This is a genomic window from Paenibacillus sp. EPM92 (assembly GCF_016586185.1).
Taxonomy (GTDB): domain Bacteria; phylum Bacillota; class Bacilli; order Paenibacillales; family NBRC-103111; genus Paenibacillus_G; species Paenibacillus_G validus.
On the sequence record NZ_BCPS01000107.1, the window covers coordinates 1 to 14,328 of the forward strand.

16 protein-coding genes are annotated in these 14,328 nt (G+C 53.1%); 9 read left to right on the forward strand and 7 right to left on the reverse strand.

The window, feature by feature from the left end; translation table 11 throughout:
- Together JMF85_RS26535 and JMF85_RS26540 are read right to left on the reverse strand one after the other, a co-directional pair.
- Nucleotides 1-234: FAD-dependent monooxygenase (locus tag JMF85_RS26535; RefSeq protein ID WP_201319281.1), on the reverse strand; the 234-nt coding region annotated here is incomplete at its 3' end.
- A 216-nt stretch (nucleotides 235-450) separates the two neighbouring features.
- Nucleotides 451-1,248 carry an alpha/beta fold hydrolase gene (locus JMF85_RS26540; RefSeq protein ID WP_054800438.1) on the reverse strand — a complete coding sequence of 266 codons (798 nt, stop codon included), beginning with the start codon at nucleotides 1,246-1,248 and terminating at the stop codon, nucleotides 451-453.
- A 214-nt stretch (nucleotides 1,249-1,462) separates the two neighbouring features.
- Here JMF85_RS26540 and JMF85_RS26545 point away from each other — a divergent pair, with 214 nt between their 5' ends.
- Nucleotides 1,463-1,951, forward strand: coding sequence for a hypothetical protein (locus JMF85_RS26545; protein ID WP_141336365.1), 489 nt, complete (start codon nucleotides 1,463-1,465; stop codon nucleotides 1,949-1,951).
- Nucleotides 1,952-2,129: 178 nt separating this feature from the next.
- On the opposite strand, the gene JMF85_RS26550 is transcribed toward JMF85_RS26545, so the two are convergent.
- Nucleotides 2,130-3,038, reverse strand: coding sequence for an S-layer homology domain-containing protein (locus JMF85_RS26550; RefSeq protein WP_201319282.1), 909 nt, complete (start codon nucleotides 3,036-3,038; stop codon nucleotides 2,130-2,132).
- A 187-nt stretch (nucleotides 3,039-3,225) separates the two neighbouring features.
- Between JMF85_RS26550 and JMF85_RS26555 the strand changes: the two genes are divergently transcribed.
- The 5 genes from JMF85_RS26555 to JMF85_RS28285 all read left to right on the forward strand — a co-directional run bounded on the left by JMF85_RS26555 (nucleotide 3,226) and on the right by JMF85_RS28285 (nucleotide 7,558).
- Nucleotides 3,226-3,381, forward strand: a complete 156-nt coding sequence (locus JMF85_RS26555; protein ID WP_181410238.1) for a hypothetical protein — start codon at nucleotides 3,226-3,228, stop codon at nucleotides 3,379-3,381.
- 243 nt (nucleotides 3,382-3,624) lie between these two features.
- A complete protein-coding gene (locus tag JMF85_RS26560) occupies nucleotides 3,625-4,713 on the forward strand; it encodes a sugar ABC transporter substrate-binding protein (RefSeq protein ID WP_127609727.1) in 1,089 nt (362 codons plus the stop codon).
- 76 nt (nucleotides 4,714-4,789) lie between these two features.
- The gene (locus tag JMF85_RS26565) at nucleotides 4,790-6,298 is read left to right on the forward strand and encodes a sugar ABC transporter ATP-binding protein (protein ID WP_141336364.1); all 1,509 of its coding nucleotides are present in this window, start codon (nucleotides 4,790-4,792) and stop codon (nucleotides 6,296-6,298) included.
- A 6-nt stretch (nucleotides 6,299-6,304) separates the two neighbouring features.
- Nucleotides 6,305-7,291 carry an ABC transporter permease gene (locus tag JMF85_RS26570; protein WP_201319283.1) on the forward strand — a complete coding sequence of 329 codons (987 nt, stop codon included), beginning with the start codon at nucleotides 6,305-6,307 and terminating at the stop codon, nucleotides 7,289-7,291.
- Between the two features lie 150 nt (nucleotides 7,292-7,441).
- Nucleotides 7,442-7,558: a sporulation protein YjcZ gene (locus JMF85_RS28285; RefSeq protein WP_127609733.1), complete on the forward strand. Its 117-nt coding sequence runs from the start codon at nucleotides 7,442-7,444 to the stop codon at nucleotides 7,556-7,558.
- A 96-nt stretch (nucleotides 7,559-7,654) separates the two neighbouring features.
- Here JMF85_RS28285 and JMF85_RS26575 read toward each other — a convergent pair whose 3' ends face one another.
- The 3 genes from JMF85_RS26575 to JMF85_RS26585 form a co-directional block, all read right to left on the reverse strand.
- Nucleotides 7,655-8,809, reverse strand: a complete 1,155-nt coding sequence (locus tag JMF85_RS26575) for an anti-sigma factor (RefSeq protein WP_201319284.1) — start codon at nucleotides 8,807-8,809, stop codon at nucleotides 7,655-7,657.
- Nucleotides 8,802-9,305, reverse strand: a complete 504-nt coding sequence (locus JMF85_RS26580) for a sigma-70 family RNA polymerase sigma factor (protein WP_054799836.1) — start codon at nucleotides 9,303-9,305, stop codon at nucleotides 8,802-8,804. The genes JMF85_RS26575 and JMF85_RS26580 overlap by 8 nt, the downstream gene beginning before the upstream one ends.
- Nucleotides 9,306-9,408: 103 nt before the next feature.
- The gene (locus tag JMF85_RS26585; RefSeq protein ID WP_236596010.1) at nucleotides 9,409-10,605 is read right to left on the reverse strand and encodes an alpha/beta hydrolase family protein; all 1,197 of its coding nucleotides are present in this window, start codon (nucleotides 10,603-10,605) and stop codon (nucleotides 9,409-9,411) included.
- Nucleotides 10,606-10,819: 214 nt separating this feature from the next.
- On the opposite strand from JMF85_RS26585, the gene JMF85_RS26590 reads away from it, so the two are divergent.
- The 3 genes from JMF85_RS26590 to JMF85_RS26600 all read left to right on the forward strand — a co-directional run bounded on the left by JMF85_RS26590 (nucleotide 10,820) and on the right by JMF85_RS26600 (nucleotide 12,929).
- Nucleotides 10,820-11,365 (forward strand): PadR family transcriptional regulator, encoded by a 546-nt coding sequence (locus JMF85_RS26590; protein WP_054798060.1) that lies wholly within the window; start codon nucleotides 10,820-10,822, stop codon nucleotides 11,363-11,365.
- Nucleotides 11,366-11,468: 103 nt separating this feature from the next.
- Nucleotides 11,469-12,095 carry a LysE family transporter gene (locus JMF85_RS26595; protein WP_127609739.1) on the forward strand — a complete coding sequence of 209 codons (627 nt, stop codon included), beginning with the start codon at nucleotides 11,469-11,471 and terminating at the stop codon, nucleotides 12,093-12,095.
- 72 nt (nucleotides 12,096-12,167) lie between these two features.
- Nucleotides 12,168-12,929, forward strand: coding sequence for a YqcI/YcgG family protein (locus JMF85_RS26600; RefSeq protein ID WP_127609741.1), 762 nt, complete (start codon nucleotides 12,168-12,170; stop codon nucleotides 12,927-12,929).
- On the opposite strand, the gene JMF85_RS26605 is transcribed toward JMF85_RS26600, so the two are convergent.
- Complete coding sequence (locus JMF85_RS26605) at nucleotides 12,926-14,269, reverse strand: amino acid permease (protein WP_155615420.1); 1,344 nt, start codon at nucleotides 14,267-14,269, stop codon at nucleotides 12,926-12,928. The genes JMF85_RS26600 and JMF85_RS26605 overlap by 4 nt on opposite strands.
- Between the last annotated feature and the right edge of the window lie 59 nt (nucleotides 14,270-14,328).

Sequence of the window (14,328 nt, forward strand, 5' to 3'; positions counted from 1 at the left end):
TTGGCGTACCTTCGCCCCCGGGAACGATTCGATGTAGTCGCGCAGATTCAGCTGTTGGAGCAGCTGCAAAAAACGAGGCTGCAGCACTTCACCCCGGTATTCGCGGTCAAAGTTATCGTGGCTCTCGAGAACCGTTACCCGAACGCCGGCTTTGGCGAGCAGCAGACCGACAAACAGGCCGGCCGGCCCTCCCCCGGCTACACAAACATCCGTTTCGATCATCCGATGCGTCATCCGTATCGCCTCCGCTTTCAGATCGCAATAATAATGAGTGATCACTCACTTTTTTTGATAATTTTAGTTTACTCCTGCCTCGTTTGGATCGTCAACGACGATTGCACCCTGCCGCGAAAAACAGGCACTTTATCTCCCGTGTCTACCTGCTTCTCGTCTGCGATAAAAAAGAGCGAGCCCCCTTCAGGCCCGCTCCGCTTCCAATGCTTGCTTACTTTATAGTCCGCTTATGAAATTCTTTATGATTTGCGCCAAAATGCCCGGGGTTTCCATCATGCTCATATGCCCCGCTGCTTCAATTCGCTGCTGCGATATCGTCTCACCGCTGACGGAAAACGTGCGCTCCTCGGGAATGACCTGATCCGACGCTCCGGCGACAAGCAGCACCGGCAGCCTCGTCTCCCACAGCACCGCGTTGCGGTCGGGCCTGTCCCGCATCGCTTCGAGGGTGCGCATCGCTCCTTCCGGGCTTGTTCCGAGGCCGATCTCTCTCGCTTTACGCACGGCTTCCGGCATCGATTGCAAATGAGCCGGGGCGAAAAGCTTCGGGATCAGGCCGTCCAGGAACGCCGGCAAGCCTTGCTCCTGGATCGTTTGCTTCGCCTTCTCGCGACCGGCTCTGCCCTTCTCGTCGTCCGGGTAGGCCGTCGAATGCACAAGGCCGAACGCGCGCAGCCGGTCCGCCTGTTTCTCGGCCAGCGCCAGCGTCACATAGCCGCCGAGCGAATGTCCCAGCACGACGGGTTTGTTCTCGCCCAGTCCGAGCCCGTCAATCAGTTTGCCGATATCCCCGGCCATCGACTCCATCGAGTACGATTCGTTCGGGGAACCGGACGCCCCGTGGCCGCGAAGGTCGGGAACGATGACCCGGCAGCCGCTTTCGAGCAGCGGGACGATCTCGTCCCAGTAAGCGCCGCTTCCGCAAAAGCCGTGCAGCAGCACAACGGGTACGCCCTCTCCTTGATCGGTGTAGGCCAAATTCCAGCCGCCCATATCCGCCGTCTTTGTCTTCATATACGGGTCCTCCCTTTATCGTTGAAAGTCTTAAGGATAGTATACCCGTTTTACCCGATCGTTTCCTGGTTGAACCGTCTGCGCCCTCCTCCTTCCTAAAAAAGTATCGGCATGAAAAAACCGGATTGACGCCCGGAAAGCTGCGGTAGTAACATTAAATTCAGGTTTTGTTCGTTCGCAAACATGTCTCATGATAAAGGCAGGACTCCCCTACATGGATATCAAATCGCTGGCCGTTTGCCTGTACTTGCTGCTTGTATACTGGCTTTCGCTGCATTTTCCTTCCCTTAAATCGTTGTTCTATCCTACGCTCGGAGCCTTCAGCTACTTGTTCGCAAGTCGATCGTTCGCAATTAAAGACCTGGTAAGAATGACTGTTGGCGCAGGCGCCGCCTCGATGATCGGCACTGGGCTGTATATCGCTCAGATTGGATTGATGGGATTTATGCTGACCGTCCTTACAACTTTCTTCCTGATTAAGAGGTTTCATTTGAACGCGCCGCCGATTTTAGCGGTGTCGCTGGTCCCTTATTTTGCGCAACCGCAGCATTTCTGGACGACACCTATTGCCGTACTGGCTACCTTGGCCGGGCTTGTCGTCACGCTGCTTGCTGTGCAAATGTTCTGCGCCTTATATGTCCGATTACGCTCAAACGCGGCCGACGCCGCTGCGAAAGAAGGCGCGCGCACCCCTGCTCCCTGAGCGGTATCCACAAGTCCCTGCCCGGGCACAAACGCCGATCGAGTCTCCTTCCAAGCCGAAGAGCCCCCTTACCGGGGGCTTTCGGCTGTGTTTTCTATGGACAACGCCGAAATCCGCGGGTTCCAGTACCTGGGCAGGGACATCTACTGCAGCAAGGACTTGATCCGCAGCGGGCCGGTTACTTCGCGGCAGCCGGTTCAGCCACAACTTTGTACTTGCTGTGAACGTACGTTTCCGCTTTCGGCTCGGTAATTACAGCCGCGTTCAGGCTGTCCGGCTCCGGATCGGTCAGCGTGTAGGTGACGACTGCACGGTCGTCACCCTCAAAGCGGATGCCGGTAACCTGGATGCCATAACCGGCCGTCGGCTTCTGGCCGCGGGACAGGACGACCTTACTCACGTCGTCGTTCACTTTCACCACGGATACGCTCACTTCTTCTTGAGGCGCCTGCGGTTTCGTATGCGTTTCCACGAAACGGATTGCCTTGTGCAGCCAAACAGCCGCTTCACCGCGGGTCAGCTCCTGCTTCGGGAAAAACTTGCGGTCTTCGCCAAGCTTCACGATCCCGTGCAGCACCATCCGCTGCAGGCTGTTATTGTAAGCCGGTTCGATATCGTCCTGATCCGTGAACTGAATCCACATTTTAATAACCGGGAAGGCGCCCTTCGTGTCGATCGCATGAATCAACAAATCCGCAAACTGCTCGCGCGTAATCGATTCGCTTGGGTCAATATCGCTCGGTATCGGCAGGCCGTTCAAGTGCGCGATCACGAACGACTCCGCATACCAGGCGTTGTTCGGCACCTTCTTGAAGTAGTCGGTAGCTTCCGGCTTCTTCACAAACTTCAACGGATCGATGTTCAGACCGAACGCCTTCACCAGCATATGCACGCTTTGCGCATAGCTGGCTTTGCCCTTCGGTACGAAATGCTTATCGTCTACCCCGCTTACGATCCCGCGAGCTTTCAGATCCATCACCGGTTCCTTCTGATCCGCATCCACATCGTTAAAAGCAAGCGCAGACCCCGCCAAGGCCCCGGTTAACAGCGTCGTTGCCGATAATACGGTTATCCACTTTTTTATCATTAAAATCCCACCTTTTACAGAATACTCCGGAGTTATCTATATGAACGGACCCCCGGTGCAAAAGGTTGCAGCTTCACGGCAACCTTTCTTCCATTTGGACGAACAAACGCTTGCCTGCGACTGTCATGACCGGCCGACAGCCGCATATGTTTAGGGTATAGAATCGACCCCAAGGAGGGAGAATCGCGTGCCGGAAGCTTTCATTCAAATCGCGCTGCTTATTATCATCATCCGCTCGGTGTTTATGGTGTTCCTCTTGTCGCAGCAGCTTAACAGACAATGGCTGGATTTGCTGTATTACATGGCCGTTGCGTTGGTGGCGACCGCGTTCCTGCTTCAATAAGAGATCAGACGAATAAGGAAGAGCCTTTTGCCGGGATGCGGGGAGAAGGCTTTTTTTGCGTTATGTTCAGAATGAAACTTCTATGCTATTATAGTTGAGGCGTTGTCGTTTTATGTAGATACATAGCGAAATAGCACTAATATCGCGTTCTATTGACCGATCGTCAAATAACGTGGTAAGGTGTAATAACCTAGTAATTCCATTGGAATTATATAATATTCAAATGATAGGGGAGAAATCAGAATGTTGACTTGGAGAAAAAGCGCCCTGTTCGTGCTCGTGTTCGTTCTGTCGATCGCCATGATCGCCTGCGGCTCGAAACCTCAGGAAGCGGCAAAACCGGCGGATAACGCCACTGCATCGGGAAGCGCTCAAGCGAACCCGCTGGCAGGCAAGAAAATTGCACTCATTATGCAAATCAATTTAGGAACGTTCTCGGCCCAGTACATAGAAGGCGTGAAAGAGCAGGTTGAAAAGCTCGGCGGTACGGTCACCGTCAACCCGGCTGACGGCGATCTCGCCAAAATGTCCTCGAACCTCGACGCTGCGATTAATCAGAAGGTCGACGGCATTCTGATCGACCACGGGACAGCGGAAGCGCTCGAAGCCGGCGTGAAGAGAGCGCTGGAGAAAAAAATTCCGGTCGTTGCGTTCGACGCCGACTTGAAAGTGCCGGGCGTAACGGTGCTCGAGCAAGGCGACGCGAAGATGGCCGAGCAAACGCTCGAACAGCTCGCGAAGGACATTAACGGCAAAGGCAACATTGTCAAAATTTGGGTTGCGGGCTTCGCGCCGATGGAACGCCGCCAAGTCGCTTACCAAGCCTTCCAGGCTAAATACCCGGACATTAAAGAAGTGGCTGCCTTCGGCGCCGCTACGCAAAATACCGCGCTTGACACGCAGGCGCAAATGGAAGCGATCCTGAGGAAATATCCGAACAAGGGCGACATCACCGCCGTCTGGGCTTCTTGGGACGAGTTCGCCAAAGGCGCCGCACGCGCCATCCAGCAAGCCGGCCGTACGGAAATTAAAGTGTACGGCATCGACATGAGCGACGAGGACTTGCAAATGATCCAGGACCCGCAAAATCCTTGGATCGCCTCCGCCGCCGTCGATCCGAAAGATATCGGCCGCATCCAGGTTCGTTATTTGTACCAGAAGCTGCACGGCGACGAAACGCCGGAGAAAGTCGTGCTGGAGCCGGTATTCGTGTCCCGCGATCAGCTTCCGAAAGAGCAAATCTCCACAACCGAGCTCAGCAAGCACGTCAAAGGCTGGGGCGGCAGCCAGCAAGGCTACACCGATTGGCTGAAGCAGGCGGAGAACAAGTAAGCATTTGAATATTCCGATCCCATCGGCCGCTCAAGGTCCGATGGGATTTTCCATTGAAGGAGCGTGAGCACATCCGATGGCAAGTTCTTCCGTCAGCCTGTTGAACATGTTGGGCATTACGAAGTCTTTCCCCGGCGTACGGGCGCTGAACAAGGTCGATTTTGAGGTGCGGGGCGGCGAAATTCATGCGCTGCTCGGCGCGAACGGCGCAGGCAAAAGCACGCTGATGAAGGTGCTCTCCGGCGCCTATCGTGCGGATGAAGGCACCATTGCGATCGACAGCAGACCGCTTGCGATCGAGCAGCCGCTTGACGCGATCCGCTTCGGCATTCAATGCGTGTATCAGGAAGTCGATACCGCACTGGTCCCTCAGCTGACCGTCGCCGAAAATATTATGCTGGACCGGATCACCGGCGGGCGCCGCTGGATCGATTGGAGCGCCTTGCAGCAAGATGCCGCGCGGCTGCTAAGCGAGCTTGGCTTGACCGGGATCGACGTAAAGCGGCAAGCCGGCGAGCTCTCGATCGCCCAGAAGCAGCTCGTGCTGATCGCACGGGCGCTCGCCCAGCAGGCGAAGTTCATTATTTTCGACGAGCCTACCGCACCGCTCAGCAATGAAGAAGCCGACCAGCTCTTCCGCCTCATGAACCGGTTGAAGGCGGACGGCGTCGGCTGCATCTTCATCTCCCACAGGCTCGCCGAGGTGTTCCGCATCAGTGACCGCGTGACGGTGATGCGCGACGGACGCCGCATCTCCACGAAGGCGGCCGCCGATACGAACGCCGCTGCCGTCGTAGAGGAGATGCTCGGCAAGAAGTTCGACGAGGAGTTCCCCAAAGCGCAGGTCGCCATCGGCGACACGCTGCTGGAAGCGCGCGGGCTGACGTCGGGCACGAAGGTGCGCGACATCAGCTTGTCCGTGCGGCAGGGCGAAATCGTCGGCGTGGTTGGTCTCGTCGGCGCAGGCAAGACCGAGCTGTCGCGCGTCCTGTTCGGCGCGGACCCGCTTGATGCCGGCGAGGTACTGCTGCGCGGCAAGCCGCTGCGGCTGGCGAAGCCGGCCGATGCGGTCCGCTCCGGGCTGGCGCTGATCCCGGAGGAACGCCGCAAGCAGGGCGTGCTGGTCGAGCTGCCGGTGATGGCGAATCTGGCGCTGCCGATTCTCCGCGCGCTCAGCCGCCTCGGCTTCGTGCAGCGCGGGAAGGAAGCGGCGAACGCGGAAGCGCGCATCGCCGAGCTCGGCATTCAGCCTGCGAACAAGAACCAGCTGGTTAAATATTTAAGCGGCGGCAACCAGCAGAAGGTCGCCGTAGGCAAATGGCTGCCAACCAACGCCGACGTCTATTTGTTCGACGAACCGACGAAGGGCGTCGATGTCGGTGCGAAGAGCGACATTTTCCGATTGATCGGGAAGCTCGCTCAGGAAGGCAAGGGCATTCTGTATTTCTCATGCGAAATCCCGGAAATTCTCGGGATCGCCGACCGCATTCTGGTCATGAGCTACGGACGCGTCGTCAAAGAGCTGTCGCGGGCTGAGGCCACACAGGAACAAGTGTTGTACTACGCAAGCAGCGGGGAGGCTTAACCGAAAGTGAAAGACAAACTACTCGATTATTCGTATAAATACGGCGCGTTGGCCGTTATTGCCATCGTCATTGCCGCATTCTCGCTCGTCAACGAAAACTTCCTCTCGTACGATAATATGGCGGACATTCTGCGGTCAATCTCCATCGTCACGTTCGTGGCGATCGGCGTAACTTTCTCGCAGATCGTCGACGGGTTCGACTTGTCGGTCGGGGCCACCGTATCCTTGACGACCGTCGTCGTAGCCACGCTGATGGTCTGGTTCCAGCTGCCGCTGATCGTCGTGCTGATCGTCCCGCTGCTGATCGGGATCGTTGTCGGCCTGCTGAATGCGCTGCTTATCGTCAAGGTGCGGATCCCCGACCTGCTGGCGACGCTTGCCGTCATGTACATCATCGGGGGCGTGCACAAGACGTATACCAAGGGCTTCTCCATCTACAACAATATGCAAATGACGGACGGCACGAAGGCGCCGGGCAAATTCGACCCTTCCTACCTGTGGATCGGACAAGGCAAGCTGCTTGGCGTGCCCGTTCCCGTCCTGATCATGATTATCGCCGTTATCCTCGTTCATATTTTCCTAACCTACACGCGCTGGGGGCGTCAAATGTACGTCACCGGCGGCAACCGGGAAGCGGCCCGGCTGTCCGGCATTTCCGTCAACCGGGTGCGCACGTTCGCTTACGTCTTATCCGGTATATTCGCCGCTGTGGGCGGGATCTTGTTCGCCGCCCGGGTCGGCTCCGGGCAAATCGACGCCGGCGCTCCGATCCTGATGGAAGCGGTCGCGTCCGTGTTCGTCGGTTACTCCGTGCTTGGCGCGGGCAAGCCGAACGTCATCGGCACGTTCTTCGGCGCCGTGCTGATCGGCGTGCTGCTGAACGGTCTGACGATGCTGAACATGCCGTATTATGCGTTCGATATCATTAAAGGGGCCGTGCTGGTCATGGCGCTAGCGATTACGTTCATTCACTTGAATCGCCGCCGTACGTAAAATAGCTGCGGCTCACACCCCGTATCGATGCGATACGGAGTGTTTGGTTAACTCTTTTTTTCGACCTCAGGCATTCGTCCATACTTATTGCCGGGTACGTTCATACAGTGTTCATGTAGGACAATAACCAAATGAAAGGGGTTTTGAACGATGGGTGCTCTTGGTTTCGGTGGAAGCTGCGGAGGTTTCGGCGGTTTAGGGACTACCACAGGTGTAATTCTTGTTCTGTTCATTCTTCTGGTCATTGTATCCAGATGGTTTATCTAAATAGGGATGCAACCATCTCCTGATTCAAGATAAGAGACGGCAACCGTACGGGAACTGTACCCCGTTATGGTCAGCCGTCTCTTTATTGAACCCATCTCAAGGTCTGTCCTGCCAATTCCATAAGCGGACCTCACCCACGCGAATGCTGGCTACCCATGGCTCCTGCTTGAGCTTTAATATTTCTTTGGTCGGTCCGGTAACTACAGCTCCGTAAAGCTTGACACCGTTCGTTTCCAGGTACTGGATCGCTTGATCGATTTGTAACGAAGGCGCTAATGTTTTTGTGATCGATCTGTAATCTTGAAGCAATCGCAGCGTCTTCATGAAATTTTCGTTTCTCAGCTCTCCGCTGCCATATGTGTCAATCGCAGGGTAGCTGCCTCCTTTGGTGACAATTTTCCCGAACCAGCCGCTTTTCTGTTCTTTGTAGCTTGTAATCCGCATATCGTCATGGTGCCAGACCGGGCGATAGGGAAAACCGACCGGGTTCCAAACGATCGATTCTTCCGACGTTTTCTCAAGGCCCGTATCCGCCGCGAACCAGACGGGTGTCATGTTTTTGTTTTTAAATTGTTGAAGCAATTCGTCCGTCGTAAACATTCTGTCAAACGAGAGAGCCGCTTCCGTCACCGTACCCTCCGGCAGCTTCTCCAATTTGCTCCATTCCTGGCCGCTATCCTGACGAAACGTATTGGGAAACTGAAAGACGGCCGTATTTGTATGGTCATTCAACCATGACATCTGTCCGATGCCCGGACGGTTGAATACAAATGAGAAGGAGAAATCACCGACAACCGCCCTTTCATCTCCAATCTGCCTTCTCATTTTTCCATGTAAGTCCATGGTAAAAAAGAGATTACTGTTCGAGCTTAACGCAACCTCGACATTCGGACGGGTCACGGCAATCGTTGAGGCAACGATATCTTTATAATGCTCCATCCGATTCGGCTCTCCCGCAGCGTAAAAGAGATTGGTGCAAATCGAACAGATTAACATGACCAGGAATACCATGCCTATAACGGTAAACGAAGTATTTATCCGTGCTTTCCATTTTCCTTTTCGAATGATGCTGGCTTCTTTTAATGAATCTGCGGTCTCGGCTTCTGCTTCCCGATCTTTTCCCATAAGCTCATCCATATAAGACTGATAAGCCTCCATTTTTTCAATCTCCCGTTCCACCTCTTCCCTTTCCTCCGCAGGCAGCTTGCCTTCCTCGTAAAGCTGCAGCTTCCTTCTGAATTCTTCACTCATTTGCATCCATCCTTTCGTTCTGCCGCCGAAGTTTTTGCCGAGCCCGAAATAACAGGATTTTGAGGTGCGGCAATCCGATTCCCATAATGTCCGACGCTTCTTGATAAGACAACCCGTTGAAATCAACCAGTAAAATCGCTTGCTGCTGTTTTTCGGGCAGATCCAAGATCCATTGCTCCATTTCCTGCCTTCGTTCCCGCTGCAGCATCTGTTCTTCCGGCGTTTCCCGGTCCGGCATCTGCTGGAAGTAACGGATATCTTGAGCGAAGCTGTGTTTTTCTTTGCGCTTGACATCGATAAACGCATTGTAGGCCACCCTGAACAACCATGGCTTTACCCTGTCATCCTTGCAGTTTTCCAAGTACAAATAAGCGCGGTAAAAGGTTTCCTGTACCAGGTCCTGGGCGGTATGATGTTCGCGGCAGAGGGAGAACAAGTAACGATAAACGTCATTCACATATTTTTGATACATGGTATCCAAGGAATCCCGATTCATTGCCTCCCCCCTCACTGTATACACGTACAGCCCGAACCAAAAGTTACATATATAAAAAAACTTCACCGGCGTCAGAGCCAATGAAGTTATTTGGGGAGAGCGGTTAGGTGTTACTTGATATCCAGCGTCTCATCCAACCACTCGAAGACACGTTGATTAAATAAAGCAGCGCACCGAAATGACAGTGTTCTTCAGCTCCATCTTCCGCGGTGAAAAGCATGAACGTTTTGGGGCAGGTAAGAGCGTCATAGAGCATCTTCGGCTGGCCGGCGAAGAAATGATCGGCTTCGGCTTCGCATACCAGCGTCGGGCACTTGATTTTATGCGCCACGCCTTCCAGCGTGACAGGCTCTGTTTTCCGGATGAGTTCGTGAACGGATTCAGCCTGATACGTGAACATGCCATTTTCAATGGCCCAACGAACACCGGTATATTGGGAGGTCAATACTTCAAGGAACTTCTCCACATACGCCGGATTGTTTAAGTCCTCATCGTTCCCCCGGTGAAGCTTGCGGGCGATCTCTCCGAATTGATTGGAGAACAAACCGTCGTTAGCGATGCAAGCAGCCAGCCGATGTTCATAGGCTGCAGCACGAGGCGCTAAATATCCTCCGAGGCTGATGCCCATTAGCGCAATCCGGTCGGGGTCCACGTCGGGGCGAGTCAGCAAGTAATCGACCACAGGTGTGACAACCTTCTCCCAATCATAACGAAACGGGATATGCTGCTCACGAATGACAGCGCCTTGTCCCGGACCTTCGAAAGTAAGGCAGTTGTACCCACGCTGCAGCGCAGCCGCCGCTACTTCCAAATAAAGTTCTTCGCCTGTTGAGTCAAACCCTCCGTGAATAAGTAAGGTAGGTCGCGGTGTATCGTCCACACGGTAATAATAGCCGGGCAAATAGGTCCCTTCATAAGGAATCGCTACTTCTTCCACCGATGTATCCATCAATTTAATAGCTTGGCGAAACGTACTCCGGCTTTTCCCCCATGTTTCCAAGATACGCGGGTCTTTCGGATTTCCATGCAGAAAAAATTCCGCGGTCCGATAGTAATTATGGGCTCGCAGATAGCACTCGCGGGCACTGACCCGTTTGCCCCGCTCTAAACTGTCGACAGCCAGCGCATGAATGCGTTCGGCTGTTCGATACCATTCCGTATACCAGCTTTCAAAATCGCCCTCTTTGATCCGATACGCAGTGGACAGACATTCGCCGATATCCGCTCCTCCGTATGGGGCGTAACTCAAAGTACGCAGCAGCTCGAATGAAAATGTTTGATCTTGGAAAATAAGACGCATAGAAAATTCCTCCTCATATTTATTTAACATATGGACCGAATGACTATATGTTAAATTTAACCTAAATCAAAAATAACATATAACATTTCATGAGTCAACAAAAACATAAGTCATTTTTAACATATATAAAATCCGTTTGATTAATTGTAAAAATAAATATATATTAAAAAGAACCTATATTACATTTAACTTACCTATAAAAGGAGTTGTTTTTATGAGTTCCATGCGTTATGCCTTGCTTTCTTTATTGGCGCGCGAGCCTCTCAGCGGTTACGATATCAAGCAGCACATGAACAATCGACTGGGGCCTTTTTGGAAAGTGGGCAGCAATCAGGTGTATCCGGAATTGTCTAAAATGGAAGGGGAGGGCTTGGTAAAGCTTCAAGGGGTCGAACAGCATACGTATCGCCCCGCCCGGAAATTGTATGAGATCACCGAAGCCGGACGAGAGGCATTAATACAGTGGACGATAGAGCCTATGGAGCTTGAACATAGTGTCCGTGATGATTTTCTGCTCAAGGCTTACAATTCCTGGCTCGTAGAGCCCGGGCAAATGGCCGTTCGAATTGCGGAAATGAAGAAGCAGCATGAAGAGAGGTTAGCCGCCTATTTGGACAAAGTGAAGGAGCTCACCCCATTGCTTGAAACGTCCGGCAGCAGCCATGATCCGATTGCCTCCAGCATCTCGGTCGTTGAATTCGGTATTCAATATGAACGTCTATATATCGAATGGTGCGATAAATTAATGAGCAAACTTTAAAGTCAAGCAGCCAGGGAGGGCAATTCGAAGCGACCCGTATTCTATTTGTCTCTCCCCAGGAATACAATCACTTGTACAAGTATGCTTCAGGGGGTATGCGTTCGTGAGCATGTTCATCTCTTATATCCTCTTAGGGTTGTCTTTATCGGCTCCAATCGGGCCGATTAACGCCGCACAGCTGGACAAAGGAGCGAGATACGGTTTTCTTCACGCATGGCTTGTCGGGGTTGGCGCTATGGCAGCGGACGCCGTGTACATGCTGGTTGTTTACCTGGGTCTCGCTCATTTGCTCACGACGCCTTTCATGAAGACGTTCTTGTGGAGCTTTGGCTGCTTTGTACTTGTGTATACGGGGATTGAGAGCTTGCTGCATAGCAGAGGGGGCCTCGCCGCGAACGCGGCCAAGGACGAAGCGCTTTCGAAGTCTTTGATCTCGGGCTTTCTGATGGCGCTGTCGAATCCGCTCAATATTTTATTTTGGCTCGGCATTTATGGATCCATCCTGGCCCAAACCGTGGAGTCTTACGGCGTGGGTAAAGTATGGATCTATAGTCTGGGCATATTTATCGGGATCTTGCTGTGGGATTTGATTATGGCTGGTATTGCAAGCACCCTGTACAAGGTTGGAAGCAGGAAGATCCTGCCTTGGATCTCCGGACTGGCCGGTATATCCCTGATCGGCTTTGGCTTCTATTTCGGCTATCAGGCCTTTAAGGCGTTATTTTTGTAAATACGGGACATTCACCTGGTTCCCCTCCTCATCATACACATATCACGTACACGATGAAGGAGGATATTTCACATGTCAGAGCTATACACGAGAAGCTGGCTGGAGAAGCACCGGTTTGAATTCAGGGCATGGCAGCAGGACGCTTTTCGGCAATTCGCCGCGATGATTCACGATGATTCGAATACTTACCCCTGTATTCCCGGAAGACAAGGGTTCGTATCCGATCATCTGCGATTCGGCTTTGTCGAAGACCCTGCCTCCCAAACCGCTCCCCAGGACCTTGCCGCTTTGCTTAAGCAATACGGACGATGCTCAAGAGAAACCGGCCGCTATGCCTCTCTGGTCGTATTTTTCAATACCTCCTCTGCCGGGTGGACCGGTTGCCCGGTTGAAGCTTACGAAGAGCTGTTCTGGGCTCTATTGAGCGGGGTAAGCCGACTCGACGATCAGGTATGGCCGGATGACATTTCATCCGATCCCTCCCACCCTTCCTGGGAATTTTGCTTTGACGGAAATCCTTATTTCGCCTTTTGTGCAACGCCCGCCCATGTTATACGCAAAAGCAGGCATTTTCCCTACCTGCTGCTCGCTTTTCAGCCCCGCTGGGTATTTGAGAAAATGAACAACTCCACGCATTTCGGCCAAAGCATGAAGAAAGCGATCAGGAGCCGTTTGGAACAATACGACGGAATCCCGGCGCATCCTTCCTTAAAGTGGTACGGCCAGGAGGACAATCTGGAGTGGAAGCAATATTTTTTGCACGATCATAACCGTATCCCCTCCCGCTGCCCTTTTACAAGGATGAAGCGCGCGGTTCATAAATTGCTTTCTTAAACCGACCCGATGCCGTACTTCCGCTTAGCTTCTTGTTTTCTCCACTTTAACCTCATGAACAGTGTGACAACGGCAATTATCACGACTACTAGCAGGCTGACCCAAAATCCCGGTCTGCTCGATGCTTCAGCAAGCGTCCCCGAGACAGCCGCACCGATAAGCAGGAGAGCGCTGAAGGACTTTATTTTATCCCCGGTCGTAAGCTTCACCACTCTGGGAGCCGAGATCAATATAAAGCACCAGGTATACAAGAGCACCAGCCCTGATGCTGTTGCGATATGCTCGAAGATATGCTTAGGTGTCCATAACGCCAAAAGGACGGATGCCGCCAATCCTGCTGCGGTTAAACCTAGGGCGGCATAGGGCATTCTCCGGTTTCCCTTCCTGCCGGAGAAGCATTGGGGAGCATCCCCATCCTCTGCGAGCGTGACCAGCATAAGCGTAACCCCATACAAAGAAGCAACCATCGTAGAAAATCCGGCGATGATGAGCACCGCGTTAAACCCATGCACCAGGACATGGAAGCCTAAGCTTCTTAAGCCTGAAATAAACGGACTCTCCTGCTGCTGCAGCTGCTCGAGCGGAACAAGAACAAGCAGCAGAACCATGGACGTCATATAGAGGACGGTCACGATGAGAAGCATCACCCTGCCGGACTTCATCACGTGATGAGGTTCACGCAATCCCGCTGCCATCAGTCCCATCACTTCAATTCCTCCAAAAGCGTAAAATACATAAATGAGGCCCGTCCACATGCCCTTGAAACCCGGAGAAAACCATTCGTCCAGACTTGCAGGAAGCTTCGGCCCTGAATGACTCATACCGGACCTTCCCAGCCAAACGGACAAGGCAACGAAGATGAATAAGACGAGGGCGGAAAGTTTGAGAATGGCCAGCACATCCTCTGTTTTTTCAAAGCCTCCGGCTCCCCGTATCACCACCGTGAGGCCAAGCGCCGCATAGACGGATGTCAAGATCCAGAGCGGAATCTGAGGAAACCAAAACTGCGAAAATAGGGATAGCGCTGTCAAAGAGCTTCCGGATAGAAGCATCTCGGATGACCAGTAAATCCAGCCGCTGCTAAATCCGGCCCAGCGCCCGTAGGCTTGCTTGGCATAGGTACGAAAGGAGCCTTGCTCCGGATAGGCGGCCGTCATTTTAGCCAAAGTCGCGAAAACAAAAGAGGTGCCTAGAGCTGCAAGAACAAACAAAATCAGCACGGTAAAGCCGCTTTTTTGTATGGCGATGCCGGAGCCCAGGAAAAATCCGGTACCGATCGTGCACCCTGTTCCGAGTAAAGATAAATGCCACCATGTGAGATGTCCTTGCCGTGTTCTCATGATTCCGCCTCCCTGCCTGTTTCTAATGACCCGCGACTCGCCAATACCGAAAGAACCCT

What these genes read in the sequence shown, in the direction of transcription:
- JMF85_RS26580 (WP_054799836.1), bottom strand. Translation starts at nt 9,305, where the DNA reads ATGAATCGGGATTCCTTGGATACCATGTATCAAAAATATGTGAATGAC.
- JMF85_RS26575 (WP_201319284.1), bottom strand. Translation starts at nt 8,809, where the DNA reads ATGAGTGAAGAATTCAGAAGGAAGCTGCAGCTTTACGAGGAAGGCAAG.
- JMF85_RS26565 (WP_141336364.1), top strand. Translation starts at nt 4,790, where the DNA reads ATGGCAAGTTCTTCCGTCAGCCTGTTGAACATGTTGGGCATTACGAAG.
- JMF85_RS26585 (WP_236596010.1), bottom strand. Translation starts at nt 10,605, where the DNA reads ATGCGTCTTATTTTCCAAGATCAAACATTTTCATTCGAGCTGCTGCGT.
- JMF85_RS26560 (WP_127609727.1), top strand. Translation starts at nt 3,625, where the DNA reads ATGTTGACTTGGAGAAAAAGCGCCCTGTTCGTGCTCGTGTTCGTTCTG.
- JMF85_RS28285 (WP_127609733.1), top strand. Translation starts at nt 7,442, where the DNA reads ATGGGTGCTCTTGGTTTCGGTGGAAGCTGCGGAGGTTTCGGCGGTTTA.
- JMF85_RS26600 (WP_127609741.1), top strand. Translation starts at nt 12,168, where the DNA reads ATGTCAGAGCTATACACGAGAAGCTGGCTGGAGAAGCACCGGTTTGAA.
- JMF85_RS26605 (WP_155615420.1), bottom strand. Translation starts at nt 14,269, where the DNA reads ATGAGAACACGGCAAGGACATCTCACATGGTGGCATTTATCTTTACTC.
- JMF85_RS26540 (WP_054800438.1), bottom strand. Translation starts at nt 1,248, where the DNA reads ATGAAGACAAAGACGGCGGATATGGGCGGCTGGAATTTGGCCTACACC.
- JMF85_RS26590 (WP_054798060.1), top strand. Translation starts at nt 10,820, where the DNA reads ATGAGTTCCATGCGTTATGCCTTGCTTTCTTTATTGGCGCGCGAGCCT.
- JMF85_RS26545 (WP_141336365.1), top strand. Translation starts at nt 1,463, where the DNA reads ATGGATATCAAATCGCTGGCCGTTTGCCTGTACTTGCTGCTTGTATAC.
- JMF85_RS26550 (WP_201319282.1), bottom strand. Translation starts at nt 3,038, where the DNA reads ATGATAAAAAAGTGGATAACCGTATTATCGGCAACGACGCTGTTAACC.